The sequence below is a fragment of the Phenylobacterium sp. genome, from assembly GCF_041916435.1.
GTDB lineage: Bacteria > Pseudomonadota > Alphaproteobacteria > Caulobacterales > Caulobacteraceae > Phenylobacterium.
In genome coordinates this window covers 952,815-979,379 of sequence record NZ_JAYRZM010000001.1, presented here as the reverse complement: position 1 = coordinate 979,379, position 26,565 = coordinate 952,815, and the positions used below count along the sequence as shown (strand labels likewise).

At 70.9% G+C, this 26,565-nt stretch carries 26 protein-coding genes and 1 tRNA gene; 21 read left to right on the top strand and 6 right to left on the bottom strand.

Features of this window, described 5'->3' with window-relative positions; all coding sequences use genetic code 11:
- The first annotated feature begins 69 nt into the window (after positions 1–69).
- Positions 70–1,566, top strand: coding sequence for a putative 2OG-Fe(II) oxygenase (locus tag ACE3TA_RS04785; RefSeq protein ID WP_374570995.1), 1,497 nt, complete (start codon positions 70–72; stop codon positions 1,564–1,566).
- A 4-nt stretch (positions 1,567–1,570) separates the two neighbouring features.
- Here ACE3TA_RS04785 and ACE3TA_RS04780 read toward each other — a convergent pair whose 3' ends face one another.
- Both ACE3TA_RS04780 and ACE3TA_RS04775 read right to left on the bottom strand, forming a co-directional pair.
- Positions 1,571–2,782 (bottom strand): DUF1501 domain-containing protein, encoded by a 1,212-nt coding sequence (locus ACE3TA_RS04780; RefSeq protein WP_374570993.1) that lies wholly within the window; start codon positions 2,780–2,782, stop codon positions 1,571–1,573.
- On the bottom strand, positions 2,779–4,200 hold the full coding sequence (locus ACE3TA_RS04775; protein ID WP_374570991.1) for a DUF1800 family protein: 1,422 nt from the start codon (positions 4,198–4,200) through the stop codon (positions 2,779–2,781). Before ACE3TA_RS04775 ends, ACE3TA_RS04780 begins: the two co-directional genes overlap by 4 nt.
- Positions 4,201–4,283: 83 nt before the next feature.
- On the opposite strand from ACE3TA_RS04775, the gene ACE3TA_RS04770 reads away from it, so the two are divergent.
- From ACE3TA_RS04770 to ACE3TA_RS04750, 5 genes are all read left to right on the top strand, one after another.
- Positions 4,284–5,018 carry an ATP12 family chaperone protein gene (locus tag ACE3TA_RS04770; RefSeq protein ID WP_374570989.1) on the top strand — a complete coding sequence of 245 codons (735 nt, stop codon included), beginning with the start codon at positions 4,284–4,286 and terminating at the stop codon, positions 5,016–5,018.
- 77 nt (positions 5,019–5,095) lie between these two features.
- Positions 5,096–6,628, top strand: a complete 1,533-nt coding sequence (locus tag ACE3TA_RS04765; protein WP_374570987.1) for an acyl-CoA carboxylase subunit beta — start codon at positions 5,096–5,098, stop codon at positions 6,626–6,628.
- Positions 6,629–6,709: 81 nt separating this feature from the next.
- Entirely contained in the window at positions 6,710–7,417 is a 708-nt protein-coding gene (locus ACE3TA_RS04760; protein ID WP_374570985.1) for a BON domain-containing protein, read from the top strand.
- A gap of 50 nt (positions 7,418–7,467) precedes the next feature.
- A complete protein-coding gene (locus ACE3TA_RS04755; protein WP_374570983.1) occupies positions 7,468–8,259 on the top strand; it encodes an aminoglycoside phosphotransferase family protein in 792 nt (263 codons plus the stop codon).
- 58 nt (positions 8,260–8,317) lie between these two features.
- On the top strand, positions 8,318–8,866 hold the full coding sequence (locus ACE3TA_RS04750; protein WP_374570981.1) for a hypothetical protein: 549 nt from the start codon (positions 8,318–8,320) through the stop codon (positions 8,864–8,866).
- On the opposite strand, the gene msrB is transcribed toward ACE3TA_RS04750, so the two are convergent.
- Positions 8,761–9,255, bottom strand: coding sequence for a peptide-methionine (R)-S-oxide reductase MsrB (gene msrB / locus ACE3TA_RS04745; protein WP_374570979.1), 495 nt, complete (start codon positions 9,253–9,255; stop codon positions 8,761–8,763). The two genes, ACE3TA_RS04750 and msrB, sit on opposite strands and share 106 nt — an antisense overlap.
- A gap of 100 nt (positions 9,256–9,355) precedes the next feature.
- Here msrB and ACE3TA_RS04740 point away from each other — a divergent pair, with 100 nt between their 5' ends.
- Both ACE3TA_RS04740 and ACE3TA_RS04735 read left to right on the top strand, forming a co-directional pair.
- Positions 9,356–9,760, top strand: coding sequence for a DUF805 domain-containing protein (locus ACE3TA_RS04740; protein ID WP_374570977.1), 405 nt, complete (start codon positions 9,356–9,358; stop codon positions 9,758–9,760).
- Positions 9,761–9,767: 7 nt separating this feature from the next.
- Entirely contained in the window at positions 9,768–10,262 is a 495-nt protein-coding gene (locus ACE3TA_RS04735; RefSeq protein WP_374570975.1) for a DUF805 domain-containing protein, read from the top strand.
- Here ACE3TA_RS04735 and lipB read toward each other — a convergent pair.
- On the bottom strand, positions 10,259–10,981 hold the full coding sequence (gene lipB, locus ACE3TA_RS04730; RefSeq protein ID WP_374570972.1) for a lipoyl(octanoyl) transferase LipB: 723 nt from the start codon (positions 10,979–10,981) through the stop codon (positions 10,259–10,261). The two genes, ACE3TA_RS04735 and lipB, sit on opposite strands and share 4 nt — an antisense overlap.
- An 84-nt stretch (positions 10,982–11,065) precedes the next feature.
- Here lipB and ACE3TA_RS04725 point away from each other — a divergent pair, with 84 nt between their 5' ends.
- The 7 genes from ACE3TA_RS04725 to ACE3TA_RS04695 all read left to right on the top strand — a co-directional run bounded on the left by ACE3TA_RS04725 (position 11,066) and on the right by ACE3TA_RS04695 (position 16,922).
- Positions 11,066–11,305 (top strand): FliM/FliN family flagellar motor switch protein, encoded by a 240-nt coding sequence (locus ACE3TA_RS04725; RefSeq protein WP_374571119.1) that lies wholly within the window; start codon positions 11,066–11,068, stop codon positions 11,303–11,305.
- 65 nt (positions 11,306–11,370) lie between these two features.
- A tRNA-Leu gene (locus tag ACE3TA_RS04720) sits at positions 11,371–11,455 on the top strand.
- Positions 11,456–11,515: 60 nt separating this feature from the next.
- Positions 11,516–12,946 carry a magnesium transporter gene (gene mgtE / locus ACE3TA_RS04715; protein WP_374570970.1) on the top strand — a complete coding sequence of 477 codons (1,431 nt, stop codon included), beginning with the start codon at positions 11,516–11,518 and terminating at the stop codon, positions 12,944–12,946.
- Between the two features lie 86 nt (positions 12,947–13,032).
- Positions 13,033–14,115 (top strand): lysozyme, encoded by a 1,083-nt coding sequence (locus tag ACE3TA_RS04710; protein WP_374570968.1) that lies wholly within the window; start codon positions 13,033–13,035, stop codon positions 14,113–14,115.
- Between the two features lie 45 nt (positions 14,116–14,160).
- Positions 14,161–15,327, top strand: coding sequence for an isovaleryl-CoA dehydrogenase (locus ACE3TA_RS04705; RefSeq protein WP_374570966.1), 1,167 nt, complete (start codon positions 14,161–14,163; stop codon positions 15,325–15,327).
- Complete coding sequence (locus tag ACE3TA_RS04700; RefSeq protein WP_374570964.1) at positions 15,324–15,752, top strand: DUF3574 domain-containing protein; 429 nt, start codon at positions 15,324–15,326, stop codon at positions 15,750–15,752. Before ACE3TA_RS04705 ends, ACE3TA_RS04700 begins: the two co-directional genes overlap by 4 nt.
- 69 nt (positions 15,753–15,821) lie before the next feature.
- On the top strand, positions 15,822–16,922 hold the full coding sequence (locus tag ACE3TA_RS04695) for a tetratricopeptide repeat protein (RefSeq protein WP_374570962.1): 1,101 nt from the start codon (positions 15,822–15,824) through the stop codon (positions 16,920–16,922).
- Positions 16,923–17,235: 313 nt separating this feature from the next.
- Here the strand turns inward: ACE3TA_RS04695 and ACE3TA_RS04690 are convergent, their stop codons facing one another.
- Complete coding sequence (locus ACE3TA_RS04690) at positions 17,236–19,026, bottom strand: patatin-like phospholipase family protein (RefSeq protein WP_374570959.1); 1,791 nt, start codon at positions 19,024–19,026, stop codon at positions 17,236–17,238.
- A gap of 106 nt (positions 19,027–19,132) precedes the next feature.
- Here ACE3TA_RS04690 and ACE3TA_RS04685 point away from each other — a divergent pair, with 106 nt between their 5' ends.
- The 6 genes from ACE3TA_RS04685 (at position 19,133) to ACE3TA_RS04660 (ending at position 25,289) form a co-directional block, all read left to right on the top strand.
- Positions 19,133–20,740, top strand: a complete 1,608-nt coding sequence (locus tag ACE3TA_RS04685) for a carboxyl transferase domain-containing protein (protein ID WP_374570956.1) — start codon at positions 19,133–19,135, stop codon at positions 20,738–20,740.
- 23 nt (positions 20,741–20,763) lie between these two features.
- On the top strand, positions 20,764–21,609 hold the full coding sequence (locus ACE3TA_RS04680; RefSeq protein WP_374570954.1) for an enoyl-CoA hydratase-related protein: 846 nt from the start codon (positions 20,764–20,766) through the stop codon (positions 21,607–21,609).
- A 1-nt stretch (position 21,610) separates the two neighbouring features.
- Positions 21,611–23,497 (top strand): biotin carboxylase N-terminal domain-containing protein, encoded by a 1,887-nt coding sequence (locus ACE3TA_RS04675; RefSeq protein WP_374570952.1) that lies wholly within the window; start codon positions 21,611–21,613, stop codon positions 23,495–23,497.
- Positions 23,498–23,506: 9 nt separating this feature from the next.
- A complete protein-coding gene (locus ACE3TA_RS04670; RefSeq protein ID WP_374570949.1) occupies positions 23,507–23,914 on the top strand; it encodes a DUF1489 family protein in 408 nt (135 codons plus the stop codon).
- 119 nt (positions 23,915–24,033) lie between these two features.
- Positions 24,034–24,855 (top strand): division plane positioning ATPase MipZ, encoded by an 822-nt coding sequence (locus ACE3TA_RS04665; protein WP_374570946.1) that lies wholly within the window; start codon positions 24,034–24,036, stop codon positions 24,853–24,855.
- A gap of 5 nt (positions 24,856–24,860) precedes the next feature.
- Positions 24,861–25,289 carry a molecular chaperone DnaJ gene (locus tag ACE3TA_RS04660; protein WP_374570943.1) on the top strand — a complete coding sequence of 143 codons (429 nt, stop codon included), beginning with the start codon at positions 24,861–24,863 and terminating at the stop codon, positions 25,287–25,289.
- Positions 25,290–25,295: 6 nt separating this feature from the next.
- Here ACE3TA_RS04660 and ACE3TA_RS04655 read toward each other — a convergent pair whose 3' ends face one another.
- A complete protein-coding gene (locus ACE3TA_RS04655; protein ID WP_374570941.1) occupies positions 25,296–26,519 on the bottom strand; it encodes a serine hydrolase in 1,224 nt (407 codons plus the stop codon).
- Between the last annotated feature and the right edge of the window lie 46 nt (positions 26,520–26,565).

Here is a 26,565-nt window from a genome sequence, read left to right as displayed (position 1 = left end):
CCCGGCCGCGCGGGGTTGCGGACAGCGTCCAGGGGCTGCATTCACGGCCCGATCTGATGCGAGACGAGCATGACCAAAGACATCCTGGATGAGGCCGATGCGCTGCTGGCGCGGGGCCGGCCGGCCGAAGCCGAGGCGCTGACCCGCCCGCTCGCCGAGGCCGCCGACGCGCCGCACCGGGCGCTTGCGACCCACGCCACGGCGCTCAAGGCCCTGGGCCGGCGCGACGAGGCGCTGCCGTTCAACGAGCGCGCCATCGAGCGATACGCCACCAGCGGCGTGGCCTGGCACAACTACGCCTCCACCCTGGGCGACATGGGCAAGGGCGCGGCCTCCATTGCCGCCTGCGAGCGGGCCTTCGCCCTGAAGCTCGACGCCGCCGAAACCTGGGCCGTCTACGCCCGCGCGCTGCTCGCCGTGGGCGAGCGCGATCGCGCCGAGGAGGCCTATCGCCAGAGCCTGGCGCGCCAGCCGGCCAACGTGGTGACGGCGGCCGAATACGCCAACGTGATCTGGATGCGGCGCGGCGACCTGGCCGAGGCCGAGCGGGTGATCGACGCCTGCTTCCGCGGCGGCGGCCATCCGGGCCTGCTGCTGTCGGCCAAGGCCAAGCTCTATGAAGCCTCGGGCGACGCCGCGCGCTCGGCGAACCTTCTGGCCGCCGGCGCGGCCCGCATCCCCGGCGACCCGGCGCTGCTGCTCTCGGCCGCGCAGGCGATGGTCGACGTGGGTCGGATCGCCGACGCCGAGGAGCTGACCCGCCGGGCCGAACTGATCGCGCCAGCGGAATCGAAGGTCTTCAACCAGTGGGCCATCGTCCACCTGGCGGCCGGCCGCCCCGGCGAGGCCCTGGCCAAGGCCCGCGAGGGCCTGGCGCTCTATCCCGACGATCAGTCCCTGTGGGGCTGGGCGGCCACCGCCGCCCGCGCCGCCGGCGATCCGCTCTATGGCGAGCTTTGCGACTACGACCAGGTGGTGGCCGCCTACGACATCGCCACACCGGACGGCTGGACGAGCCTCGAGGCCTTCTTAGGCGATCTCGCCAAGTCCTTGAATAAGCTGCACGGCCACGTCGAGCACCCGACCACCCAGTCGCTGCGCCACGGCAGCCAGACCCTCTACCTGCTCACCGGGTCCGACGATCCGGCGATCCAGGCCGCCTTCAAGGCGTTCGACGCGCCGATCCGCCAGCACATGGCCCGCCTCGGCCCGGGGACCGACGTGCTGCGCCGCCGCAACACCGGCGACTACCGCTTCCAGGGCGCCTGGTCGGTGCGGCTGGAGCCCGAGGGCTTCCACAAGGACCACTTCCATCCGGAGGGCTGGCTGTCCTCGGCCTTCTACGTCGAGACCCCCGACGCGGCCTTGGACCGGGAGGACAAGGAGGGCTGGATCCGCTTCGGCCAGCCGCCGGTCGCCGCCGATCCGCCCCTGCCGGCTGAGCGCTACATCCGGCCCAAGCCTGGCCGGCTGGTGCTGTTCCCGTCGTACATGTGGCACGGCACCGTGCCCTTCACGACCGACGAGGCGCGGATGACCATCGCCTTCGACGTCACGCCGAAGTAGCGCCTCAGACCAGGCGGGCCACCGGCCGGGCCGAGGCGCTGTCGGGAAACACGGTGGTGTCGAGCGCGCGACGGTCGACGCCGAGGTGGTCGGCCAGCAGGCCCTTGAAGAGGCCGCGCATGTCCAGCGTCGGCGCCACGTCGCGCCCTTCGAAGAGCGCCGCTTCCTTCAGCCCCGGCCAGTCGCCGACGATGCCGCCCGGCTTCAGCGCGCCGCCCAGCACCAGCGCCGTGGAGGCCGTGCCGTGGTCGGTGCCGTTGGTGCCGTTCACGTGGGCCGTGCGGCCGAATTCGGTGGCCACCACCACGGCCGTGTCGCTCCAGGCAGGCCCCAGGCCCTTGTGCAGGCCGTCCAGCGCCGCGTTGAGATAGGCTAGGCGCGTGGCGAGCTGGCCCTGGGCGGCCCCCTGGTTGGCGTGGGTGTCGAAGCCGTCCAGTTCGACGGCGGCCACCTGCGGCCCGCCGGGTTCGCGCATGAAGCCGGCCAGCGTCGCGCCCAGGCTGCGGGCGGCCTCGGGGCCGGGCCGCAGGCCGGCCTTGGGCGAGGCGTCCATGCCGCCCGTCGCCGCCTCGGCCATGGCCTCGGTCTCCAGCCCGCGCGCCAGGGCCGGCCCCAGCAACGGGTCGTCCTTGTAGAGGTCCTGCAGCAGGCCGGGCAGGCGGCTGTCCGCGTCCAGGGCACGGCCGGGCGACCAGGAATCCGTCGCGGCCGGCCCGCGCAGGATCAGCGGGGCCGTGGCGCCGACTGACAGCGCCTTGACCTTGCGAACGGCCGCCAGGTCGCCGATCGCGCGGTTCAGCCAGCCGCTGGAGGTCCCGTAGACCACCGCCGCGCCGCTCTCGAGCACGTCCTGGGCCTCGAAATGCGAGCGCGCCCGGTCAGGGCTGGCCACCGCCGGAACGATCCGCGCCTGGCCGGCCTGGGCCAGGGCGTGGACCGAAGCGAGGGAAGGGTGCAGGGCGAAGGTGTCGTCCAGGCGCAGCGCCTCTTCACCGAGCGCGATCGGCCCGCGCAGCCGCGCGTAGTCCGGATCGCCGATCGGCGGCGACACCGACAGGCCGTCCATGCCCCCTCTGCAGACGATCACCACGAGCTTGCGCCCGGCGAGCCCGGCGTCGGCCGCCCGCGCCGAGGCGCCGAGGAAGGAGACCGAGAAGCCCAGTCCGGCCGCGAGGGCCAGGGCGCGTCGGCGGCTGATCTGAAGGGAAGAGATCATCGGCGTTGGAACTCCGGGCTCATCAGCAACAGGGCGAAGCCTTCCGGCCGGGACTCGGCGCGGGCGATCGCGGTCGCCGCGGCGGGCGACAGCCGCGCCCCCAGCGCCTGGGATGCCAAGCCGCTGGGATCGCGCCCCTGCACGGTCGCGGCCGAAAAGTCCTGGGCCCAGGTGATCCGCTTCACCAGGGCGTCGGGCGCGGCCCAGGTCGCCGCGTCGTCGGGCCAGCCCTTGGGCGAGGGCGGACCGAAGGGTTTCTGGCCGAGCATGTTGAGGGCGGGGGCCACTTGACGGATCCGGCTGGGTGAGGCGTCCGCGGCGCGCCAGGACGAGACCAGGAACTCATAGGGCGTCTTCAGCTTCGCCGCCTGCGGCGTCCAGGCCTCGGGCGAGGCGATCAGGGTTTCGGCCACCTGGTCCAGCCGCCCGCCGCTCTCCATCCAGCTCCGCTCCAGCCGGCCGACCAGTTCGGGCGGCGGATCGTCGGCGACGAAGTGGCGGGCGATCTTGGTGCAGACGAACCGGGCGGTCTGCGGCTTGGCCGCCAGGTCGGCGAGGATCGCCTCGGCCTGGGCCTCGCCCTGCTGCGGATAGCGCACGCCCATCACCGTCCGCGTTCCGGGCTCGTGGGCGGGATCGCGAAAGATCGGAACCCCGGCCATCTGCGGGCCCTCGCGCGGCCCGCCGATGCTGAGCCCGGTCATGGCGCGGGCGAATTCGGTGACGTCGGCCTGGTCGTAGCCGCCGTCCACGCCCACGGTGTGCAACTCCATGATCTCGCGGGCCAGGTTCTCGTTCAGGCCCACCGTCCGCTTGGCGCCCTCGCGCCGCTTCAGGAAGCTCGCGGCGCGGCTGTCCGGGCCGACCGACTGCACCTGGTCCAGGTAAAGCAGCATCGCCGGATGGGTCTCGGCCGAGAGCAGCAGGTCGTGGAACGCGCCGAATACGTGGGGCCGGATGGCTTCGACCTCGTAGGGGCCGACCACCAGGGCCGTCTGCAGCTTGTTGGCCGACACGGTGAAATGGCTGGCCCAGAACAGCGCCCAGCGCTCGCGGAACCCCGCCGGCGTCGTGGCGGCGAGCTGGAAGCGGGCTAGGAAATCCTCGGCGGTGGTCTCACGCAGCTCCCGCTGGGCCATCTTCAGGGGATCGCGGGCGTCGTCGTCGCCGTCGGCGGCCTGAGCGGCGGGCTGCTTGCGCTGCGCCTCGCGGGCCTCGCGGAAAGTTCGCAGCCGGGCGATGCGCTGGGCGGCCGACTCCCCGTTGGACTGGAAGAGCTCGGCGCCCTCCGGCCGGATCTGGGCGCGCAGGAACCCCTGCGGATCGCCCCGCGCCTGGGCGATCTCGTCGGCCCTGGCGCCCAGGCCGAAGCGGGTCACGGCGAGGGCGGCGTTCAGGTCACGGTCGGTCAGCGCCATGCACGACCTCCTTGCGCAATCTCGTTCCTGCCTCCATTGCACGCGTTCGGCCCGCAGTATCCGTCGCGGGCAGGGTGGAATGAATGGTCTCCAAGGGTTTTCACGAGCCGGTCGACAAGCCGAAGCGCTTCTACAAGGAGGTCGCCGTCGAGCCCGAGGGCGCCGGCTTCGCGGTCAAGCTGGACGGGCGCACCGTGCGCACGCCCAAGGGCGGCAAGCTCGTCGCGCCGACGCGGGCGCTGGCCGACCTGGTCGCCGCCGAATGGGCCGCCCAGACCGACGTGATCGAACTGGCCACGATGCACGCCACGCGCCTGGCCAACACGGCGCTGGAGGCCCTGCCGTCGGCGCGCCAGGCGACGGCTCAGAGCGTGGTGCAGTACGCCGCCTCCGATCTCATCTGCTACTTCGCCGACGAACCCCAGACGCTGGCCGAGCGTCAGGCCCTGCATTGGGAGCCGGTGCTCGCGCGGGCCGAGGCCGAGATCGCCAGCGCCTTCGTGCGCGCCTCGGGCATCATCCACCGCGAGCAGCCGGCCGAGACCCTGGAGCGCGTGCGCGAACTCGCCGAGGCGCTGGACGATTTCCGGCTGACCGGCCTGGCGTTCGGCGCGGCGCTGTTCGGCTCGGCGATCCTGGCGCTCGGCGTCCTGCGCGGCTGGCTCAGCGGCGAACAGGCCTTCGAGCTGTCGCGCCTGGACGAAGCCTACCAGGAAGAGAAGTGGGGCGTGGACGCCGAGGCGGCCGAACGGACGGCCCGGCTCATGGACGAGGCCCGGTTGCTGGACCGCTGGTTCCGGGCGCTCGACGCCGGCTGAGCTTCCCTCCGGGCAACTTGTCAGCGATCCCAGGCGCGACTACGGCTTCATCCGGAACGGGCGTATTGGAGCCAGGCGTGAAGCATATCCTCGAAGAACTGGAACGCAGGCGGGCCGAGGCGCGGGTCGGCGGCGGCGAGCGGCGGATCCAGAGCCAGCACGCCAAGGGTAAGCTCACCGCGCGCGAGCGCATCGACCTGTTGCTCGACGAGGGCTCCTTCGAGGAGTTCGACATGTTCGTCGAGCACCGCGCCACCGAGTTCGGCATGGCCGAGCAGAAGATTCCCGGCGACGGCGTGGTCACCGGCTGGGGTACGATCAACGGCCGCGTCGTCTTCGTTTTCTCAAAGGATTTCACGGTCTTCGGCGGCTCTCTTTCCAGCGCGCACGCGCAGAAGATCCTGAAGGTCCAGCGCCAAGCCCTGAAGGTCGGCGCGCCGATCATCGGCCTGTTCGACGCCGGCGGCGCGCGCATCCAGGAGGGCGTCGACAGCCTGGCCGGCTACGCCGACATCTTCCTGGAGAACACCCTGGCCTCGGGCGTCATCCCGCAGATCAGCGTGATCATGGGCCCCTGCGCCGGGGGCGACGTCTATTCGCCGGCCATCACCGACTTCATCTTCATGGTGAAGGACACCTCCTACATGTACGTGACCGGCCCGGACGTGGTGAAGACGGTCACCCACGAGGAGGTCACCCACGAGGAGCTCGGCGGCTACCGGGTGCATGCGCTGAAGTCCGGCGTGGCCGACGGCGCCTTCGAGAACGACCTGGAGGCCCTGACCCAGGTCCGCCGGCTGATCGACTTCCTGCCGCTGTCCAACCGCGAGGCGCCGCCGGTGCGCGAGAGCTTCGACGACGTGGCCCGCGAGGAGCCCTCGCTCGACACCCTGGTGCCGGCCAATCCGAACAAGCCCTACGACATGAAGGAGCTGATCCTGAAGGTCGTCGACGAGGCGGACTTCTTCGAGATTTCACCGGACTACGCCAAGAACATCGTCTGCGGCTTCGCCCGCATGGACGGCTCGACCATCGGCATCGTCGCCAACCAGCCGCAGGTGCTGGCCGGCGTGCTCGACATCGACGCCTCGCGCAAGGCCGCGCGCTTCGTGCGCTTCTGCGACGCCTTCGAGATCCCGCTTGTCACCTTCGTCGACGTGCCGGGCTTCATGCCGGGCACGCGCCAGGAACAGGGCGGGCTGATCCGCCACGGCGCCAAGCTGCTCTTCGCCTTCGCCGAGGCCACCGTGCCGAAGGTCACCCTGATCACCCGCAAGGCCTATGGCGGCGCCTACGACGTGATGAGCTCCAAGCACATCCGCGGCGACGTGAACTACGCCTGGCCCACCGCCGAGATCGCCGTGATGGGCTCCAAGGGCGCGGTGGAGATCATCTTCCGCTCCGAGATCGGCGATCCGGACGCCATCGCCGCGCGCGAGGCCGAGTACAAGGCGCGCTTCGCCAACCCGTTCGTCGCCGCCAGCCGCGGCTACATCGACGACGTGATCATGCCGCACGGCACGCGCCGCCGCATCGCCCGGGCGCTGAAGAACCTGCGCGGCAAGGCGCTCGAGAACCCCTGGAAAAAGCACGACAACATTCCATTGTGACGCTCACGCGGGCGTGTCGGAACGCCTGCGCCTGAGCGCCGTTTTTCCTGCACCGGACATCCAGTGCAGGGAGACGGTCACATGGACAATCAATGGTACGAGCGCAGCGATGGGCGGCCCGCCCGCATCCGTCGTCCGCGCGGCGAAGCGGCGGGCCGCGACGGCGAGGATCGCGCCGCCGTCGACGAGGAGCGCGCCTTCGGGCCGCCCCGCGGCGCCTATGAGCCCGAGAGCGGGATCGGCGAGGCGCTCGGTCCCGAGGCGGCCTTCGCCGACCAGCTCGAGCGGCAGCGCTATTGGGACGGCTACAACTTCGGCGCCCCCGCCTATGGCTCCGACGCCTGGTACGACGCCCTGGAGCGGCGCGGCATGTTCCGCCCCCGGCCCAAGCCGACCTTCGGCCACGGGGCGGGGCCCTACGTCCAGCCCGGCATGGCGCCGGAGGAGCGGGGCTTCTGGGACCGCATGTCCGATGAGGCCGCCTCGTGGTTCGGCGACCGCTACGCGCGGGCGCGCCGCGAGGCCGATCACCGCGGGCTGGGGCCCAAGGGCTATCACCGTTCCGACGAACGGATCGGCGAGGACGTGAACGATCGCCTGACCGAGGACCGCCACCTGGACGCCTCGGGGATGACGGTCGCGGTCAAGGACGGCGAGGTGACCCTGGACGGCGTCGTGCGCAGCCGCCACGACAAGCATCGGGCCGAGCACATCGCCGAGCACGTCTCCGGCGTCGGCCATGTGCAGAACAACCTGCGCATCGGCATGGTCGAGGGCGAGGGCGCCTGAGCCGCGCCTTTCGCCGGGACTTGGCTTGGCGGCCGGGCTAGCCTCGGCTCATGGCGCCCGACCCGCTGACGCCCTGGATCGAACGCTGGCGGCTGGAGCCCGACGGCGAGCCTTTCGACAGCCTGAACGGGAGGCTCGCCCCCGTCCGCTTCGAAGGCCGCGCGGCCATGCTCAAGGTCGGCCGGTCGGCGGACGAGGCCCGCGGCGGCCGGCTCCTGGAGTGGTGGAACGGGCAGGGCGCCGCGCCGCTGCTGGCCAGGGAGGCCGACGCCGTCCTCGTCGCGCGGGCCGAAGGGAGCGACCTTGCCGCACTGGCGCGTTCCGGGCGCGACGACGAGGCGTCGGCGATCATCTGCGACGTCGTCGGGGCGCTGCACCGGCCCCGAGACCTGCCGCCGCCGGAAGGACTGCCGCCGCTCCGGAGCCTGTTCGCCAAGCTCCTCGGCGCCGGCCACGCCGATCCGCGGCTCGCGCAGGCGGCGCGCACGGCCGGCGAGCTCCTGGCCGAGCCGCGCGACGTGGTCGTGCTGCATGGCGACATGCACCACGAGAACATTCTGGATTTCGGGGAGGTCGGCTGGCTGGCCATCGACCCCTGGGGCGTGATCGGCGAGCGCGCCTACGACTACGCCAACATCGTGCGCAATCCCGACCTCGAGCTCGTCTGCGCGCCGGGACGGATCGAGCGGCGGCTTGAACTGCTTTCCGCGGGGGCGGGGCTGGACCGCGAGCGTCTGCGGCGCTGGAGCTTCGCCCACGCCGGTCTTGCCGCCGTCTGGGAGATCGAGGACAAGATGAACCCGGAGCGGTCCTTCGCCGTCCTGGACCGGCTGGCGGGCTGATCGGCGCGCCCTGGATCGGGGCCGCCGCTCCCCTGCGCCGACCTGCCGCCCGATGGACATGAGCTCCCCGACCACCAATCTCCTGCATGAACTGGCCATCTCCACCGGAATGGTCGGCCTGACGGTGGTGATCCACCTCGTCGGGCAGGACGTGCTGTTCGAACTCACCCGCTGGCGGTTCTCAAGCATCAAGTCCTTCGGCGCGCTGGACCGCATGCTCACGCCGATGGCGATCGTGCTGGGCCTCTTCGTGATCCACGGCCTGGAGATCTGGGCCTACGCCATCCTCTATTGGTGGATGCAGATGCTGCCGACCTTCGAAGCGGCGCTCTACTTCTCCACCAGCGCCTATTCCACCCTGGGCGAGACGGGCGCGGTGCTGCCGCGGGCCTGGCGCATGGTCGGCGTGCTGGAGGCCGTCAACGGCATGCTGCTGATCGGCTGGTCGACGGCGTTTCTCTTTCAGATCCTGGCGCATCTGGGCGCCGGCCCGCGGGGGGATCAGCTCCCCAGGGGCGCCATCGCCCGCCCGTCGCCTCGGCCGAGGGGATCGCGCAGGGGCTCGCCGTCCGGCACGAACTCCAGGGACACCGAGTTGATGCAGTAGCGCAGGCGCGTCGGCGGCGGCCCGTCGGGGAACACGTGGCCCTGGTGGCTGTCGCAGCGGGCGCAGCGGGTTTCGATGCGCACCATGCCGTAGCTGGTGTCGCGCACGGCGATCACGTGGGCCTCGTCGGACGGCGCCCAGAAGCTCGGCCAGCCGGTGCCGCTTTCGAACTTGGTCTTGGCCTTGAACAGCGGCAGGCCGCACAGCCGGCAGCAGTAGACGCCGTCCTCCTTGTTATCCAGGAGGCCGCCGCAGAACGGCGCCTCGGTGCCGTGGTGCAAGAGGACGTCGGCTTCCTCCTGCGTGAGGTCGGCCTCCAGGCGGGCGCGCTCCTCGGCGGTGGGAGGGGTGAGATCGAATCCGGAAGGGGACGTGGCGGGCATGGTCATGGAATCCTATCTAGGGTCGCAGCCGGCCGATCGGAAGCGCCGCGCGCGCGAGCGCAGGGGGCGCTATAGTATCTAGCTTCAGATTCTGCGGAGATGGAGCATGGGCGGGGGGATCGACTGGGGCGAGCTCTTCTTTTCGGGGGCCGGCCGCATCGCGCGCGCTCCGTTCCTGATCGCCTCGGCGATCCTGGTGACCGCGGCGGCTGTCTACGAGGCCGTGGTCGGGCCGACCCTGCACTGGATCACCGGCTGGTTCGTCTATCCGGCGCTCTTGTTCTGCGGCGCCTGCGTGCTGTCCAAGCGGCTGCACGACCGCGGCCGGTCTGGCTGGTGGGCGGGCCTGATCCTGTTCGCGCTGGTGGCGGTCTGGCCCCAGCCCGTCGGCTTCTTCGATTTCCTGTTCGGGCTCGTCGTGCTCTGGGCCGTGGTCGAACTCGGCGTGCTGCCGGGCGAACAGGGCTTCAACCGCTACGGGGCCAATCCCCTGCGCCCGCAGCCGGCGTGAGGCGGCGGTGGTCGAGTTCCTGTTCAGCGGCCAGGGGCGCGTGCGCCGGCGGGACTATGCTCTGGGCGGCCTGTTCCTGATCGTCTCGCCGGCGGTGTTCGCGGTGCTGGGCCTGATCGCGATCCACCTGATCTCCGCGCCGGTCTCGCGCCTCGCGCCCGGCGTGCAGGAAGGGCTGCACCAGATCGTCCTGGAGGGGCTGCATCGGGCCAATGTCGAGGCCGACCGCACGGTCGTCGGCTGGGGCGAGTCGCTGCTGATGTTCCTGCCGCTGCTGGCCATCGGCGCCCTGGCGGCGGCCTGGTCGTTCTTCGCCCTGACCGCCAAGCGGCTGCACGACGCCGGCTGGAGCGGCTGGCTGAGCGCGCTGGTGCTGCTGCCAGGCATCGGCGCCTGGATGATCTACCTGGTCATGATCTTCGTGCCGGGCCAGATCGGCCCGAATCGCTATGGCGCCGATCCGCGCGGCCGCGACACGCGACTGGCCGCCGCCCGCGCCTAGAGCGGCGGCGCCGCCGGCTCAACCTCGCCGAAGATCTCCCGAAAGCTCGCCCGCAAGGCGTCGTCGGCCTCGTCCATGGTCACCGGCAGGCCCAGGTCGACCAGGCTGGTGACGCCGTGCTCGGTGACGCCGCAGGGCACGATGCCGCCGAAATGGCCCAGGTCCGGCTCGACGTTCAGCGACACCCCGTGGAACGAGACCCATCGGCGCAGCTTCACGCCGATCGCGGCGATCTTGTCTTCGCGGGCCGGAACGCCGGGCGCGCGCCGCTCGACCCAGACGCCGACCCGGCCCTCGCGAATCTGTCCTTCCACGTTGAATCGGGCCAGCGCGCCGATCACCCAGGCTTCCAGGGCTGCGACGAAGGCGCGCACGTCGCGGCGGCGCTTGGTCAGGTCGAGCATCACATAAGCCACCCGCTGGCCCGGCCCGTGGTAGGTGAACTGCCCGCCGCGCGCCGTCTGGAAGACCGGAAACCGCTCGGGATCAATCAGGTCGCCCGGCTTGGCCGAAATCCCCGCCGTGTAGAGCGGCGGATGCTCCAGCAGCCACACCAGTTCGCCGGCGCGGCCCTCGAAGATCGCCTGGGCGCGCGCCTCCATGGCTTCGACGGCGGCGGGATAGTCGACGAGCCCGCGGCTCACGGCCCATCCGGCGGGCAGACCGTCTTCGCGGCCGAAGGCGGGCAGGGTGTCGGCGTTTAACGAGCGGTCAAGCATGTCGGCCCAATGTGGGGATCGGACGGCCCGTGGAGCAAGGCGGGCCGCGCGTCAATGTAGGGGATTTCGTTCGTGAGTCAGGTGATGGCCGTCAATGTCGAGATCGCCGTGGTGCTCGGGCGCTCGACCCTGCCCATGCAGCAGTTGCTGCGCATGGGCCGCGGCGCGGTGATTCCGCTCGACGCGTCGGTGAACGAAGAAGTCTGGATCCTGGCCAACAACCATCCGGTGGCGCGCGGCGAAATCCAGATCAACGACGAGAAGATCTCCATCGCCGTGACCCGGGCGGCGGACGTCTACGATTTCATGGCCGGGGCGGGCTGACGCCGTCTTCGAAGGCGCTCTTCACAAATGCGCGGCGGTTTGCTACGCCCCGCGCCTCACCACGAGCGGTCGTGGCGGAATTGGTAGACGCGCAGCGTTGAGGTCGCTGTGGGGCAACCCGTGGAAGTTCGAGTCTTCTCGACCGCACCAGTGAATCAGGATCGTCAGAACCGTCAGGAATCGTAAGCCGTCGAGGGAAGGGAGGTCTCCATGAGCCGAGATGTGGCCGACCCCTCCGAACCGACCGAGCTGGAGATTCCCGAAGCGGAAGAGGATCTGGAAGACCTCGCGCTCACCGAGGACTACGCCCTCAATCCGGAATTCGTCGACATGGTGGTCGACGCCGCCGACCGTGGCGACGCCGAGCGGCTGCGCGAACTCCTGGGCGCGCTGCACCCGGCCGACGTGGCCGACCTGATGGGCTTCCTGTCCGCCGACTATCGCGAGGAGGTCCTGGCGCACCTCGATCCGGAGGCGCTGGCCGAGATCCTGTCCGAGCTGGACACCGAGATCCGCGAAGAAGTGCTGGAGACCGTGGCGCCGGCCACCCTGGCCAAGGCCCTGGAGGAGCTGGATTCGGACGACGCGGCCGACGTCGTCGACGACCTTGAGGCCGACAAGCGCGCCCAGGTGCTGGCCGCCATGCCCGAGGTCGAGCGCGCGGCCATCGAGACCTCGCTGGCCTACGGCGACGAGACCGCCGGGCGCCTGATGCAGCGCGAGGTGGTGGCCGCTCCGCAATTCTGGACCGTCGGCCAGGCCATCGACCACTTCCGCCGCGAAGGCGACGAGCTGCCGGAGCTGTTCTTCGACGTCTATGTGATCGACCCGTCCTACAAGCCGGTGGGCGCCGCGCCAGTCAGCCACCTCCTGCGCTCCAGGCGCGACATCCCCCTGGCCCAGATCATGGAGCCGGTCACCGAAATCCCGGTCGACATGGACCAGGAGGAGGTGGCCTACATCTTCGACAAGTACCACCTGATCTCCGCGCCGGTGGTGGAGCCGGGCGGGCGGCTGGTGGGCCAGATCACCGTCGACGACATCGTCGGCGTCATCCACGAGGAAAGCGAAGAGGACATCCTGGCCCTGGCCGGCGTGTCCGACGCGGGCCGCAACGCCGACATCGCCGACATGGTGCGCTCGCGCCTGCCCTGGCTGATGATCAACACGGTGACGGCCTCGGTCTCGGCCAGCGTGATCCACGCCTTCGAGGGCGAGATCGCCAAGCTCGTCACCCTGGCCATGCTGATGCCGATCGTCGCCTCCCTCGGCGGCAGCGCCGGCACCCAGACGCTCGCGGTCGCCGTGCGCGCCCTGGCGAGCCGCGAGCTGTCGGCCTACAACGCCGTGCGCACCGTGGGGCGCGAGATCCTGGTCGGCGTGTTGAACGGCCTGGCCCTGGCCGCGATCACCGGCACGGTGATCTTCTTCCTGTTTCACGATGCGCGGCTCAGCCTCACGTTCGGCATGGCCCTGGTCGCCAACTTCTTCATGGCCGGCCTTGCCGGGGCGCTGGTGCCCCTGGCGCTTGACCGGATGGGACGCGACCCGGCGGTCTCGTCCGCCGTGTTCGTGACCTTCACCACCGATTTCACGGGTTTCTTCTCATTCTTGGGACTCGCCGCCCTCATTCTGTTGTGAGCGGCCCTTATCTTGCGGCTTGAGTGTAGGCGCGCGAGCGCCTGTTCCATTCTGAGGCAAGCGGGGCCCACAAGGTGCGTCATCAGGTGTCCAAAGCCGCGATCGAACTGATCAAGCGGTTCGAGGGCTATCGCCGCAAGGCGGCGCAGGCGCCTGACGGGCGTTGGACGATCGGCTACGGCCATACCCAGACCGCGCGCGCCGGCGCCGAGGTTTCCGAACAGGACGCCGAGGCCCTGCTGATCTACGACCTCATCGGCGTGGCCCATGCGGTCAACGAGTGGATCTTCACGCCGCTCACCCAGAACCAGTTCGACGCCCTGTGCGCCTTCGCCTTCAACATCGGCCTTGAGAACTTCCGCCATTCGGGGGTGCTGCGCCGGATCAACGAGGGCGCGTTGATCGAGGCCGCCTGCGCCATGGAGCTGTGGCGCCGCGCCGATTTCGAGGGCGAGCGCATCATCGTCGACGCGCTCGTGCGCCGCCGGGCCGCCGAGAAGACCTTGTTCCTGACGCCGGCCGAGGGCTGGCTGGCGGCCCCGACGCCGCTCCTGCCGCCCAAGCTCGACGCCGACCGCACCGGCCTGGTGCCTTCGCAGGCGCCGGTGGCCCTGCGTGAAGCGGCCGAGGGCGAGCGCATCGTCCTGACCCGTGACGAGACGCCAGCGCCCAGACCCGCGCCGCCGGACGAGACTGAAGAAGAAAGCCCGGTCGTGGCCGCGGCCGCCGCGCTGACGCAGCGCCTGCAGGCCATCCTGCCCGATATCGAGCCGAAGCCGGCCGCCGAAGCCGAGCCTGAACCTGAAGCGCCTTCTGCTGAGTCCGCCAAGCCGGAAACGGCCGAGCCTGTCGGCGAGACGGCCGCCGCGCCCCTCCGCATGGTGCCGCGCTCCGAGCCGCAACCCGCCGCGCCCGCGGCCACGCCGGCGCGCGTGGCCACGCCGCCGCTGCTGCTGCTCGCCGCCGTGGGCTTGATGCTGTTCGGCTGGGCTCTCTATTGGGCGTTCAGCGCCCAGCCCACGGAAGACGGCGGCATCCTCAGCCCCTTGGCGATCAGCTGGTTCATCGGCGTGATCGGCATCGGCTGCTTCGGCGTGGCCGCCTATCTGATGCTCGAGCGCCTCGGCGGCGAGGACGACCGGCTCGACCGCCCCGGCCCCCTCGGCTAGGCGCGGGGCTCCCGACGCGCGCGGCGCCGTGCTAGGGCTGCGCGCATGATCCCGAACCACGGTCCTTCCCTCGACTTCGCCCTGGGCGACGCTGCGGACATGATCCGCGAGACCACGGCGCGCTTTTCCTCCGACGTCATCGCGCCCATGGCCGCCGACATCGACGCGGCCAACAGCTTCCCGCGCGAACTCTGGCCCCGGATGGGCGAGCTCGGCCTGCACGGCGTGACCGTGGAGGAGGCGTATGGCGGTCTCGGCCTGGGCTACCTGGAGCATGTGGTGGCCATGGAGGAGGTGAGCCGCGCCTCCGCCTCCATCGGCCTCAGCTACGGCGCCCACTCCAACCTCTGCGTCAACCAGATCCGCCGCTGGGGTTCGGAGGAGCAGAAGCGGCGATATCTGCCGGGCCTGATCAGCGGCGAATCCGTCGGCGCCCTGGCCATGAGCGAGGCCGGCTCCGGCTCCGACGTGGTCTCCATGCGCCTGCGCGCGGACAAGCGCGGCGACCGCTACGTGCTCAACGGCACCAAGTTCTGGATCACCAACGGCCCGCACGCCGACGTCCTGGTGGTCTACGCCAAGACCGACCCCGACGGAGCGAGCCGCGGCGTCACCGCCTTCCTGATCGAGAAGGACTTCAAGGGCTTCTCCTGCGCCCAGAAGCTCGACAAGCTCGGCATGCGCGGTTCCGACACCGGCGAGCTGGTGTTCGAGGACTGCGAGGTTCCCGAGGAGAACGTGCTCGGCCAGGAGAACGGCGGCGTCGGCGTCTTGATGAGCGGCCTCGACTACGAGCGGGCCGTGCTCTCCGGCGGCCCGCTCGGCATCATGCAGGCCTGCCTGGACGTGGTCCTGCCCTACGTGCGCGAGCGCAAGCAGTTCGGAAAGCCGATCGGCTCGTTCCAGCTCATGCAGGCCAAGGTCGCCGACATGTACGTGGCGCTCAATTCCTCGCGCGCCTACGTCTATTCGGTGGCCAAGGCGTGCGACGCGGGCCTCACCACGCGCTTCGACGCGGCCGGCGCGATTCTGATGGCCAGCGAGAACGCCGTGAAATGCGCCCTGGAGGCGATCCAGGCCCTCGGCGGCGCCGGATATACGAAAGATTATCCCGTCGAGCGTCTGCTTAGGGACGCCAAACTCTACGACATCGGCGCCGGCACCAACGAGATCCGGCGCTATCTCATCGGACGGGAGCTGATCGGGGCATGAAGCTGGGCTGGGGGACCGGGTTGATCGGCGCGTTGGCGCTGGGCGGCTGTGCGAGCGTTCCGCCGCCGCCGCCGGCTCCGGTGGCCGTCGCCTGTCCGCAGGGCCAGGAGTCCATGCGCATGGCCCAGCTCTTCTTCGGCCGCAAGGAGGCCGGCGACGGCGTGGTCAGCGACACCGACTTCCAGGCGTTCGTCGACCAGGAGGTCACGCCGCGCTTTCCGGCCGGCCTGACCGTGCTCGACGGCGGCGGCCAATGGCGCGGGCCCGAGAACCAGCTCATCCGCGAGGCGTCGAAGATCGTGCTGATCGTCATGCCGGGCAAGGGCGACCGCGCCAAGCTCGACGAGGTGCGCCAGGCTTACAAGACGCGCTTCCATCAGGATTCCGTGCTCCTGGTGACCCAGCAGACCTGCGTGTCCTTCTAGGCGGAAGCCGCCGCCGGCCGGCGCGTTCGGCGCTACCCGCCCTGGCGCGGCATGGGCTAAGGGTGGCTGATGTCTTCCAGAGCGGGAAAACGCGGGGCGGGCGGCGCCGAAGCCATCGCCAAGGGCTCGGCCTTGCAGCTTGCGGGCGACTACGCGGGTGCGGTGCGGGCTTACGAGTCCGCCATCCGCGTCGAGCCCCGTCGCGCGGACCTGCGCCATAATCTCGGCTCGGCCCTGCGCAGCGCCGGCCGGCTTGAGGAGGCCGAGGCGGCCTTCCGCAAGTCGCTCACGCTCGCGCCGAACGAACCGCGGCTCCGCTTCGCGGTCGGCTCGGCCCTGCTCAGCCTGGGACATTACGCGGAGGGCTGGCCCCTGTACGAGGCGCGCTACGACGTGCCGGGGCTGAACGTCCCCAAGCCGGGTCTGCCGTTTCCCGAGTGGGGCGGCGAATCCGTGGCCGGGAAGACCATCGCGATCTTTCCCGAGCAGGGGCTGGGCGATCAGATCCAGTTCGCGCGGTTCGTGCGCACGCTGAGGGATCGGGGCGCGCGCGTGGTGCTGCTGTGCCATCCCGCCTTGGTCCGGCTCTTCGAAGCCAGCCTCGATGCGGAGGTGTTCGCTGGCGAGGGAATGGTGGAGTTCCCCGATCCGGACTACTGGACGACCATCACCTCGCTGCCGGCCAAGCTCGGCGTGACGCTGGAGGAGCTGGACGGCGCGCCCTACCTCCGCTGGCCGGGCGCGCCTGTGGCGGAAGGCGGCCGCGCGCCGAGGATCGGCCTGGCCTGGCGCGGCAATCCCAGCCACCGCAATGACGCCAACCGTTCGCTGACGCCCGGGGCGGCAGACGCCCTGCTGTCCCTGCCGGGCGAGGTGGTCGACCTCGACCCCAAACTCACCGGCGCCAAGGACTTCGCCGACACCGCGGCCCTGATCGGCGGGCTTGATCTGGTGATCGCCGTCGACACCTCGGTGGCGCACGCCGCCGGCGCCCTCGGCAAGCCTTGTTGGGTGCTGCTGTCGGCCATCGACACCGATTGGCGCTGGCTGCGCGAGCGCGCCGACAGTCCCTGGTACGGATCGGCGAGGCTCTATCGCCAGCGGCGTCCGGGCGATTGGGCGGGTGTCATCGCCGAGGTCCGGCGCGACCTCGAGCGGCGGTTCGCCTGAGCCCGGAAACGCGAAAGGCCGCCCCGTTGTCGGGGGCGGCCTTTCCATAGTCGGACCGCATCGCGGTTACCGAACCTATGCCAAAGCGTGGCTTAGGCGCGGACCTCGTTCGCGGAGGTCCAGGTCACGGTCACCGAGCTACGGCTTTCGACATGAGACACTGGATCACCTCCTTTCAGCTGTTGAACAGACCCTGAGAATATGGGCCGACCCTGAAGGAGTCGCAAATGCTGGAGCGCATCGCCGGCTGCGGCGCCGTGACGCTGGGCGCCCGGCCGCGGGACCTCGCCGAAAGTTCAGGCGAAGCGGCGGGTCAGCGAACCGCCGCGCCGAGCGTGCGCGGGGCGGCGGCCAGTTCCTCCAGGCTCGCTCGGCGGCGCAGGTCGGTCACCGGCCGGTCCAGCGCGTCCAGCGCCGCCGACATGGCCGCGTAGCCGTTCTCCACGGCCGGCTCGTAGGCTTCCCAGTCGCGGATCTCCACGCCCGCCACGTCCGGCGTCACCAGGACGTCGGTGGCCTCCCGCGCGGCGACCAGGTCGCGTCCGGTGGAGACGGTGGCCGCGCGCATCAAGAGCGAGACGATCGGCGGGCCCTTGCGCCACTGGCCCGAGAAGATCCAGCGCCAGACCGATTCCGGCCGCGCCACGTCGGTGGCCGTGATGCTGCGCCCGCGCGTCACGTCCACCCCGACGACCGGCCCCAACTGGATCGCGTGCATGATGTCGGCGGGGAAGTTCTTCAGCACCGCGCCGTCGACCAGCACCTCGTTGTCGTCGGTGGCCGGCGGCAGGATGCCGGGCAGGGCGATGGTGGCGCGCAGCGCCCGCGTCAGCCGTCCGCGCCGGTGCAGGTGGTAGGTGCCCGTCGTCAGGTTGGACGAGACGCAGAAGAACGGCAGCCACAGGTCCGAGATCGCCGCCTCGCCGAAGTGCTCGGCGAGCCGCTCGCTCACCTTCAGGCCCTGGGTCATCGCCAGCAGCGGGATGGCGATGTCGTCCAGCGGGCTGGAGTCCACGAAGGCCTTGCGGATCCGGTGGTCCAGCTCCTCGTCGTCCCAGCCCATGGCCACGCCCGCCGCGACGACGGCGCCCATCGAGGCGCCGCCGACGAAATCGATCGGCACGCCGCGTTCGCGCAGCGCCCGGATCGCGCCGATGTGGGCGTAGGCGCGCGCGCCGCCGCCGGACAGCACCAGCCCCACCGACTGGCCGGTGATCACCCGCGCCAGGCGCTCGATGTCCGCCTCGCCGTCGCGGCGCACATGGAACACCCGCGAGGGGTTGATGGCCTTGGCCCAGGCCTCCGAGCCCTGGGGCATCTTCCGGTCGGTCGGCTGGATGAGGATCAGGTCGACCAGGTCCTGCGCCTCCAGCGGCGCGGCCAGGCCCGGGTTCGGCGTGACGTGCGGCGGGGCCATGTCGCCCAGGCCCACGCGGAACAGCCGGTCCACCTGGCGGCTCACCAGCGCGCGCCAGCTCAGTTCGTTGGCCTCGGCCAGATAGAGCACGAAGTCGTGGGTGCGCTCGACCTCGGAAAACCACTCTGTCGGCGCGTGGGTGGCCTCGGCGCCGATCACGGTGACGGTGTAGCCCAGCCGCCCGATCGCCCGGCCGATGCGGTCGACCAGCGGGCGCAGGGCGACCGGCTTGCCCACGGTGACGAAGCCGAACACCGAGGGCACGCCCCCGCCGGCGCGCGTAGCCGCCTGGCGCGTGCGCAGGATCATCAGCCGCGCCAGCTCGGTCATCACGCCAGGGTCCTGCTCGGCGGCGTCGAAGAACACCTCGCGGGGCAGGGCGAAGATTTCCGAATCGCGCAGCGCGACCACGTCGGCGGAATGCGCCGTGCCCGCCATCAGCGCCATTTCCCCGGCCGGCTCCCCCGGCTTGATGACCCCCAGGAACTGCGGCTCGTGGTCGGCCTCGCGCCGGATCGCGCCCAGCCGGCCGGCGCGCACGAGGAAGAGCTGGTCGGCCGGTTCGCCGGATTTGTAGAGCGTCGCGCCGCCGGGCAGGGAAAACCACGTCGCCTCCTCCTCCACGCGAGGTTTGGCGAACAGGCGCGCGAGCGCCGAATCGACGGGGATGTCCGGCAATCTGGGCACGGCGCGAGCCTAGGCCCGGCGCGCCGATTGTGGAGTCCGCTTTTAGCTTTCGCCGCGCATCGATCGTGCTCTGGCGCCGGGCGAGCGGGGCGGCTATGCCTCTCCCATGCCGAAGCTCTCGACGGCCATCGATGTGAACGGGGCGGGATTCGCCGCCAATGCGGCGGTCAACCGCGCCCTCGTGGAGGAATTGCGCGCCCGCGCGGCCGCCGCGGCCCTTGGCGGGCCGGAAGGCAGCCGCCAGCGCCACGTCGCCCGCGGCAAGCTTCTGCCGCGCGAGCGGGTGATGCGCCTGATCGATCCGGGCGCGCCGTTCCTGGAACTGGGCGCGCTCGCCGCATCCGGCATGTACGACGACGAGGCGCCCGGCGCGGGGGTGATCACCGGAATCGGCCGCGTGTCCGGCCGCGAGACCCTGATCATCGCCAACGACGCCACGGTGAAGGGCGGCGCCTATTTCCCGATGACGGTGAAGAAGCACCTGCGCGCCCAGGAAGTGGCGCTGCAGAACCGGCTGCCGTGCGTCTACCTGGTCGATTCGGGCGGGGCGAACCTGCCGCACCAGGCCGAGGTCTTCCCCGACCGCGAGCACTTCGGGCGCATCTTCTACAACCAGGCCCGGATGAGCGCCGAGGGGATCGCTCAGATCGCCTGCGTCATGGGCTCGTGCACCGCCGGCGGGGCCTATGTGCCGGCCATGAGCGACGAGACGATCATCGTCCGCGGCGTCGGCGAGGAGAGCCAGGGCACCATCTTCCTGGGCGGCCCGCCCTTGGTGAAGGCCGCCACCGGTGAGGTCATCACCGCCACCGAGCTCGGCGGGGCCGACACCCACGGCCGCCGCTCCGGCGTGGTCGACCACGTGGCCGCCAACGACGAGCACGCCCTGGCCATCGTCCGGCGCATCGTTGGCGACCTCAACACCGTCAAGCGCGTCGACCTGGACCTCGCCGAACCCCGGCCGCCGGCCTACGACCCGGCCGAGCTCTACGGGATCGTGCCGCCCGACGTGCGCGCGCCCTATGAGGTGCGCGAGGTGATCGCCCGCATCGTCGACGGCTCCTCCTTCGACGAGTTCAAGCCGCTCTACGGCTCCACCCTGGTCACCGGCTTCGCCCGCATCTGGGGCTATCCGGTGGCGATCCTGGCCAACAACGGCGTGCTGTTCTCCGAGAGCGCGCTGAAGGGCGCCCACTTCATAGAACTCGCCTGCAAGCGGCGGATTCCCCTGGTGTTCCTGCAGAACATCTCCGGCTTCATGGTGGGCGGCAAGTACGAGGCCGGCGGCATCGCCAAGGACGGCGCCAAGCTGGTCACCGCCGTCGCCAGCGCCGAGGTCCCCAAGTTCACCGTGCTGATCGGCGGCTCCTTCGGCGCCGGCAACTACGGCATGTGCGGGCGGGCCTATTCGCCGCGCTTCCTGTGGACCTGGCCCAACAGCCGCATCAGCGTGATGGGCGGCGAGCAGGCCGCCAGCGTCCTGGCCACCGTCCACCGCGACGCCGGCAAGTGGACGGCCCAGGAGGAGGAAGCCTTCAAGGCCCCCGTGCGCCAGCGCTACGAGGACGAAGGCAATCCCTATTTCGCCACCGCGCGCCTGTGGGACGACGGGGTGATTGATCCGGCGCAAACCCGAGACGTGCTCGGTCTGTCCATATCTGCGGCGCTGAACGCGCCGGTTCCGGAGACGCGCTTCGGCGTCTTCAGGATGTAGCCCAAGAGGCGGGAGTTCGAACCATGTCCAATCCCATCGCCGATCCGCTTGTCGAAGTGGTCGACAGCAACGCCAACTCGCCCCTGGTGCACATCGACTCCTCGCTGGAAGGCGTGGAGGTGGTCACCATCAATCGGCCCGAGCGCAAGAACGCCTTCGACGCCGAGCTGATCTCCGCCCTGCATGAGGCCTTCGAGACCCTGCGCGGGGCCGAGGGCGTGCGCGTGGTGCTGATCCGCGGCGCGGGCAGCATCTTCAGCGCCGGCGCCGACCTGGAGTGGATGCGCGACGCGGCCGACTACACCGAGGCGGAGAACCGCGACGACGCCTACGAGATGGCCAAGATGCTGAAGTCCCTGTGGGACCTTCCGGCGCTGACCGTCGCCATGGTGCAGGGCGGCGCCTACGGCGGCGGCGCGGGCCTGGCGGCGGCCTGCGACATCGCGCTCGCCACCGCCGACGCCCGGTTCAGCTTCTCGGAGGTGCGCCTGGGCCTGATCGCGGCGACCATCAGCCCCTATGTCGTGGCCGCCGTCGGCCCGCGCACGGCCCGCGCCCTGTTCGCCACGGGCAAGGTGTTCGGCGCCGACTACGCCGAGCGGATCGGCCTGATCACCGAGGTCGCCGACGACGCCCAGGCGATGGCCGCCCGCGCCGAGAAGATCGTCGACGAGATCATGGCCTGCGGGCCCGAGGCCGTGGCCGCCTCCAAGCGCCTGGTCGGCGACATCGTCGGCCGGCACATCGACCGCGCCCTGATGGAGGACACCGCCAGGCGCATCGCCGCCGCCCGGGTGAGCCCGGAAGGCCAGGAGGGCGTGCGCGCGTTCCTGGAGCGGCGCAAGCCGAGCTGGGCGCAGCAGGGCTGAGATGCTGACCTCGGTTCTGGTCGCCAACCGGGGCGAGATCGCCCGCCGCGTCTTCCGCACGGCCCGGCGCATGGGCCTGGCCACGGTGGCGGTCTATTCCGAGGCCGACGCCGGCGCGCCCCACGTGCGCGAGGCCGACCGGGCGGTGCTGATCGGGCCGGCCGCGGCCAGGGAGAGCTACCTCGTCCCCGACAAGATCATCGCCGCGGCCAAGGCCACCGGCGCCCAGGCGATCCATCCGGGCTACGGCTTCCTGTCCGAGAACGCTGAGTTCGCCGAGGCGGTGGCCGCCGCGGGCCTCGTCTGGGTCGGCCCGCCGCCCTCGGCGATCCGCGCCATGGGCCTGAAGGACGCGGCCAAGGCGCTGATGTCCAAGGCCGGCGTGCCGGTCACCCCCGGCTATCTCGGCGAGGACCAGTCCGAGCAGAGGCTCGCGGCCGAGGCCGAGGCGATCGGCTATCCGGTGCTGATCAAGGCCGTGGCTGGCGGCGGCGGCAAGGGCATGCGCCGGGTCAACCGGCCCGAGGACTTCGCCGCGGCCCTGACCTCCTGCAAGCGCGAGGCGGCGGCGTCCTTCGGCGACGACCGGGTGCTGTTGGAGACCTACGTCCTGCGCCCGCGCCACATCGAGGTGCAGGTGTTCGGCGATTCCCACGGGAACGTGGTCCACCTGTTCGAGCGCGACTGCTCCCTGCAGCGCCGCCACCAGAAGGTCGTCGAGGAGGCGCCGGCGCCGGGCATGAGCCAGGAGGCCCGCGCCGCCGTCTGCGAGGCCGCCGTGCGCGCGGCCAAGGCGGTCGGCTACGTGGGCGCCGGCACGGTCGAGTTCATCGCCGACGCCTCCCAGGGGCTTCGCGGCGACCGCATCTGGTTCATGGAGATGAACACCCGCCTGCAGGTGGAGCATCCGGTGACCGAGGCGGTCACGGGGCTCGACCTCGTCGAATGGCAGCTTCGCGTCGCGTCCGGCGAGCCGCTGCCCCTGGCGCAGGACCAGATCAGCCTGTCCGGCCACGCCGCCGAGGCGCGGCTCTATGCGGAAAACCCCGCCACCGGCTTCCTGCCCTCGATCGGGGCGCTGGAGCACCTGCGCCTGCCGCCGGGCGTGCGCGTGGATTCCGGCGTGGAGGAGGGCGGCGAGGTCAGCCCCTTCTATGACCCGATGATCGCCAAGCTGATCGCCTGGGGCGAGACGCGGGAGGACGCCCTGGCCTCGCTCGCGGGCGCCTGCGCGGGGGTCGAGGTCTGGCCGGTGAAGACCAACGCGGGCTTCCTCACGCGCCTGCTGGAACACCCGGACTTCATCGCCGCGGAGATGGACACCGGCTTCATCGATGCGCGCCTCGGCGATCTGGCTGCGGGCGAGCCGTCGGACGCGGCCCTGTCGGCGGCGGCGGCGACGGCGGCGCTGACCCTGCGCGAGGCGCCCACCAACGAGGCCGCCACGCCCTGGCGCGATCTGGTGGGCTTCCGGCTCAACGCCGCGCCGGCCGATCAGGTGCGCCTGTTCCTGGACGGCCGTGCGGTCGAGGCGCCGCTGTGGACCGAAGGTGGCGGCCGCGACGTGCTGGTCACCGACGAGGACGACCTGGTGGTGTTTGACGCCGGCGAGGCGTTCAGCTTCTCCCTGACGCCGCCGGCCGCCCACGTGGGCGAGGCCGGCGGCGACAGCCAGGTGCGCGCACCCATGCCGGGCAAGGTCGTCGCCGTGGCGGTCGAGGCCGGCGCGTCCGTGGCCAAGGGGGATCCGCTGCTGACGCTCGAGGCCATGAAGATGGAGCACGCCCTGACCGCGCCGTTCGACGGGGTGGTGGAGAACCTGGCCGTGGCGCTCGGCGACCAGGTCAGCGAGGGCGCGTTGCTTGTGGAGTTGGCCGAGCCGGCGTAGGTCGAAGCCATGGCGCTGCATATGATCAAGCTCTGCGTCGGCTGCGACACGGTCGAGGAACTCGTGGAGTGGCAGGCGAACCGCGAGCCTGCGGGCCCCTGGATCATGCGCACCCGCCAGACGCCCAAGCGCGCGGCCGAGTTGGTGGAGACCGGCTCGCTCTTTCGCGTGTTCAAGGGCGTGATCCTGTGCCGCCAGAAGATCCTGGCCGTCGACACCGTGGGCGAGGGCGTCAACGCCCGTTGCGAGGTGACGCTCGATCCGGACTGCGTGCGCGTGGCGCCGACGCCCCGGCGCGCCTTCCAGGGGTGGCGCTATCTGGAGGGCAAGGACGCGCCGCCGGATCTGGAGCGCGGAGCGGACGGCGAGATCCCGCCCGAGCTGGCGCGGCAGTTGCGCGAAGTCGGCGCCTGGTAGGCTGCGGCGATCCGTCCACAGCCGGCGACTGTCGCCTCGTTGACGCAAAAGGCCCGCACGCTCCACGTTAACCTTTGCGAATCGGTGGCCGTACGGCCGTCTGGGAGTTGGGGGAAATCATGGGCCAGGCGAGCGTTATCGTCGTGGGCAACGAAAAGGGCGGGGCCGGCAAGTCGACCATCGCCATCCACCTCGTCACCGCGCTGCTGCACGGCGGCGCGCGGGTGGCGGTCCTTGATCTGGACCTGCGCCAGCAGTCGATGGGCCACTTCTTCGCCAGCCGCAGGGCCTGGCTCACGGCCAACAAGGCCGATGCGCCCATGCCGCTGGAATATCCGCTGAGCATCGAGCTGGCCAAGGCGCCCGACGCCGAGGCCCTGGCGCGCTTCCAGGAGGCCTTCGAGCGGGCGTCCGAGGAGGCCGACTTCGTCGTCATCGACACGCCCGGCGGCGACACGGCGGTCAGCCGCATGGCCCACGGTTCGGCCGACCTGATCGTCACGCCGATGAACGACAGCTTCGTCGACTTCGACATGCTGGGCGTGGTCGATCCGGTGTCGCTCGAGCTGAAGCGCCCGAGCCTCTATTCCGAGACCGTGTGGGACAGCCGCAAGACGCGCGCCGCCGCCAACGGCCGGATGATCGACTGGGTGGTGCTGCGCAACCGTCTGGCGCCCACCGAGGCGCGCAACCGCCGGCGGCTGGATCAGCGCGTGCAGGCCCTGTCCAAGCGGGTCGGCTTCCGCGTCGGGCCCGGGCTGCGCGACCGGGTGATCTACCGCGAGCTCTTCCCCTTCGGCCTGACCATCGCCGACCTGTCGCCGTCCATCCGGCCGGTGGCCATGTCGCTGCAGCACGTGGCCGCGCGCCAGGAGCTGCGAGCCCTCATGAGCTCGCTCGGCCTGACCGGGCTGGACACGACGCTGATGGCCGCCGAATAGGGGGCATGATCTACCTCGCGATCGGCTTTGCGGCCCTGACGCTCCTGGTGTGGCTCAGCGGCGGCAAGCCGGTCTTCAAGCGGCGCGAATGGCGGCTGCTCTCGGCGGCCTTCGCCCTGGCGTCCTTCTCGGCCGCCGCCTTCGTGGGGCTGCGCGGCGGCTGGGGCAAGGCGATCGTCCTGATCGTGATCGGCCTGTGGCTGGCGTCTTCGGCGCGGCGCACGGGCCTGGGGCCCGGCGCGCCGGCTCGTCCCGTCTCCGGCATGTCGCTCGACGAGGCCCGCTCGATCCTGGGGGTAGGGGCGTCTGCCACGCCCGAGGAAATCCGGGCCGCCCATTCGCGGCTGATGCGGATGGCCCACCCCGACAAGGGCGGCACCAGCGGCCTGGCCGCGCAGCTCAACGCCGCGCGCGACAGGCTTCTGAAGAAGTAGGCGCGATCAGGCCGACGGGCCGACGACCATGCAGGCCAGGCGCTTAGCCTGCATCGCCTTGCAGGCCGCCTTGGCCGAAGCTTCCGAGAAGCCCTTGAACTGGCTGCGATAGGCGCCGTGGATCGGCGGGGCGATGAAGCCCTCGGCGCCGGCGAACTGCTTGCCGAAGCGGCTCTTCACGAAGCCGAGCTGCTTGTGCGCGTCGGACTTGGACTTGAAGGCGCCGACCTGCACGACCCAGCGGCCGGACGCCGGCTTGGCGACCTTGGCGGATTTGGCGTCCTTGGCGACCGAGGCGGTGTGGGCCGGCGGCGGATCGGCCGAGGCCAGCACGATCTTCAGCTCATCCTGGTCGCCGTCGCCCTGCTCCACGGAGGGGCGGACCACGTCGCCGGACGGCTCGGGCTCGAACAGGTTCTGGGCGATGGTGATGTTCTCGCCGCGGGCGCGGCGGGCGACCACGTCGAAACCGGTCAGCAGCAGGTCCTGGGCGTTCTCGTCGCGCACGGCGGTGGAGGGGCCGCCCATCACCACCGCGATCAGCCGGCGGCCGTCGCGCACGGCGGAGGCGGCCAGGTTGAAGCCGGAGGCGTTGGTGAAGCCGGTCTTGATGCCGTCCACGCCGGCCATCTTGCCCAGCAGGTGATTGTGGTTGCGCAGAACCTGGCCGCGCACCGTGTACTGCTGGACGCTGAAGAGCTTGTAGTGCTGCGGATAGTCGCGCATCACCGCGCGCGACAGGATCGCCAGGTCGCGGGCCGTGGTGATCTGGCGGCTGTCCGGCAGGCCGTTGGCGTTGACGAAGCGCGTGTTGGTCATGCCCAGTTCCTGGGCGCGCAGGGTCATCAGCGCGGCGAAGCGGCTTTCGGTGCCGCCCAGCTTTTCAGCCATGGCGACCGCGATGTCGTTGGCCGACTTCAGCGCGATCGCATACATCGCGTCTTCCACGGTGATCGAGTCGCCGGCGCGAAGACCGAGCTTGGTCGGCGCCTGGGCTGCGGCGTGGGGCGAGATCGGGATGCGGTCGGTGAGCTTCAGCTTGCCCGAATCCAACGCCTCGAACGTCAGATAGAGCGTCATGATCTTCGTGAGCGAGGCGGGATACCGCGGGCTGTCCGCGCGTTTGGCGTAGAGCACCTCGCCGCTGGTCGCGTCCACGACGATGGCCGCGTACTTCGGCTGGCTGGTCGGTATGAACGACGCGGCTTGGGCCGAGGGAGGCGCGGTCAAGGTCGCGATCGCGACCATTGCTGCGATGCCGAGCGAGACCAGAAAC

Excerpts from the sequence above, each read along its gene's own strand:
- ACE3TA_RS04705 (WP_374570966.1), top strand. The coding sequence starts at position 14,161 with ATGATCCCGAACCACGGTCCTTCCCTCGACTTCGCCCTGGGCGACGCT.
- ACE3TA_RS04695 (WP_374570962.1), top strand. The coding sequence starts at position 15,822 with ATGTCTTCCAGAGCGGGAAAACGCGGGGCGGGCGGCGCCGAAGCCATC.
- ACE3TA_RS04665 (WP_374570946.1), top strand. The coding sequence starts at position 24,034 with ATGGGCCAGGCGAGCGTTATCGTCGTGGGCAACGAAAAGGGCGGGGCC.
- ACE3TA_RS04770 (WP_374570989.1), top strand. The coding sequence starts at position 4,284 with ATGGTCTCCAAGGGTTTTCACGAGCCGGTCGACAAGCCGAAGCGCTTC.
- ACE3TA_RS04685 (WP_374570956.1), top strand. The coding sequence starts at position 19,133 with ATGCCGAAGCTCTCGACGGCCATCGATGTGAACGGGGCGGGATTCGCC.
- ACE3TA_RS04755 (WP_374570983.1), top strand. The coding sequence starts at position 7,468 with ATGGCGCCCGACCCGCTGACGCCCTGGATCGAACGCTGGCGGCTGGAG.
- ACE3TA_RS04780 (WP_374570993.1), bottom strand. The coding sequence starts at position 2,782 with ATGATCTCTTCCCTTCAGATCAGCCGCCGACGCGCCCTGGCCCTCGCG.
- mgtE (WP_374570970.1), top strand. The coding sequence starts at position 11,516 with ATGAGCCGAGATGTGGCCGACCCCTCCGAACCGACCGAGCTGGAGATT.
- ACE3TA_RS04675 (WP_374570952.1), top strand. The coding sequence starts at position 21,611 with ATGCTGACCTCGGTTCTGGTCGCCAACCGGGGCGAGATCGCCCGCCGC.
- lipB (WP_374570972.1), bottom strand. The coding sequence starts at position 10,981 with ATGCTTGACCGCTCGTTAAACGCCGACACCCTGCCCGCCTTCGGCCGC.
- ACE3TA_RS04740 (WP_374570977.1), top strand. The coding sequence starts at position 9,356 with ATGGGCGGGGGGATCGACTGGGGCGAGCTCTTCTTTTCGGGGGCCGGC.
- ACE3TA_RS04775 (WP_374570991.1), bottom strand. The coding sequence starts at position 4,200 with ATGGCGCTGACCGACCGTGACCTGAACGCCGCCCTCGCCGTGACCCGC.
- ACE3TA_RS04725 (WP_374571119.1), top strand. The coding sequence starts at position 11,066 with ATGGCCGTCAATGTCGAGATCGCCGTGGTGCTCGGGCGCTCGACCCTG.
- ACE3TA_RS04660 (WP_374570943.1), top strand. The coding sequence starts at position 24,861 with ATGATCTACCTCGCGATCGGCTTTGCGGCCCTGACGCTCCTGGTGTGG.
- ACE3TA_RS04785 (WP_374570995.1), top strand. The coding sequence starts at position 70 with ATGACCAAAGACATCCTGGATGAGGCCGATGCGCTGCTGGCGCGGGGC.
- ACE3TA_RS04670 (WP_374570949.1), top strand. The coding sequence starts at position 23,507 with ATGGCGCTGCATATGATCAAGCTCTGCGTCGGCTGCGACACGGTCGAG.
- msrB (WP_374570979.1), bottom strand. The coding sequence starts at position 9,255 with ATGACCATGCCCGCCACGTCCCCTTCCGGATTCGATCTCACCCCTCCC.
- ACE3TA_RS04700 (WP_374570964.1), top strand. The coding sequence starts at position 15,324 with ATGAAGCTGGGCTGGGGGACCGGGTTGATCGGCGCGTTGGCGCTGGGC.
- ACE3TA_RS04760 (WP_374570985.1), top strand. The coding sequence starts at position 6,710 with ATGGACAATCAATGGTACGAGCGCAGCGATGGGCGGCCCGCCCGCATC.
- ACE3TA_RS04680 (WP_374570954.1), top strand. The coding sequence starts at position 20,764 with ATGTCCAATCCCATCGCCGATCCGCTTGTCGAAGTGGTCGACAGCAAC.
- ACE3TA_RS04750 (WP_374570981.1), top strand. The coding sequence starts at position 8,318 with ATGAGCTCCCCGACCACCAATCTCCTGCATGAACTGGCCATCTCCACC.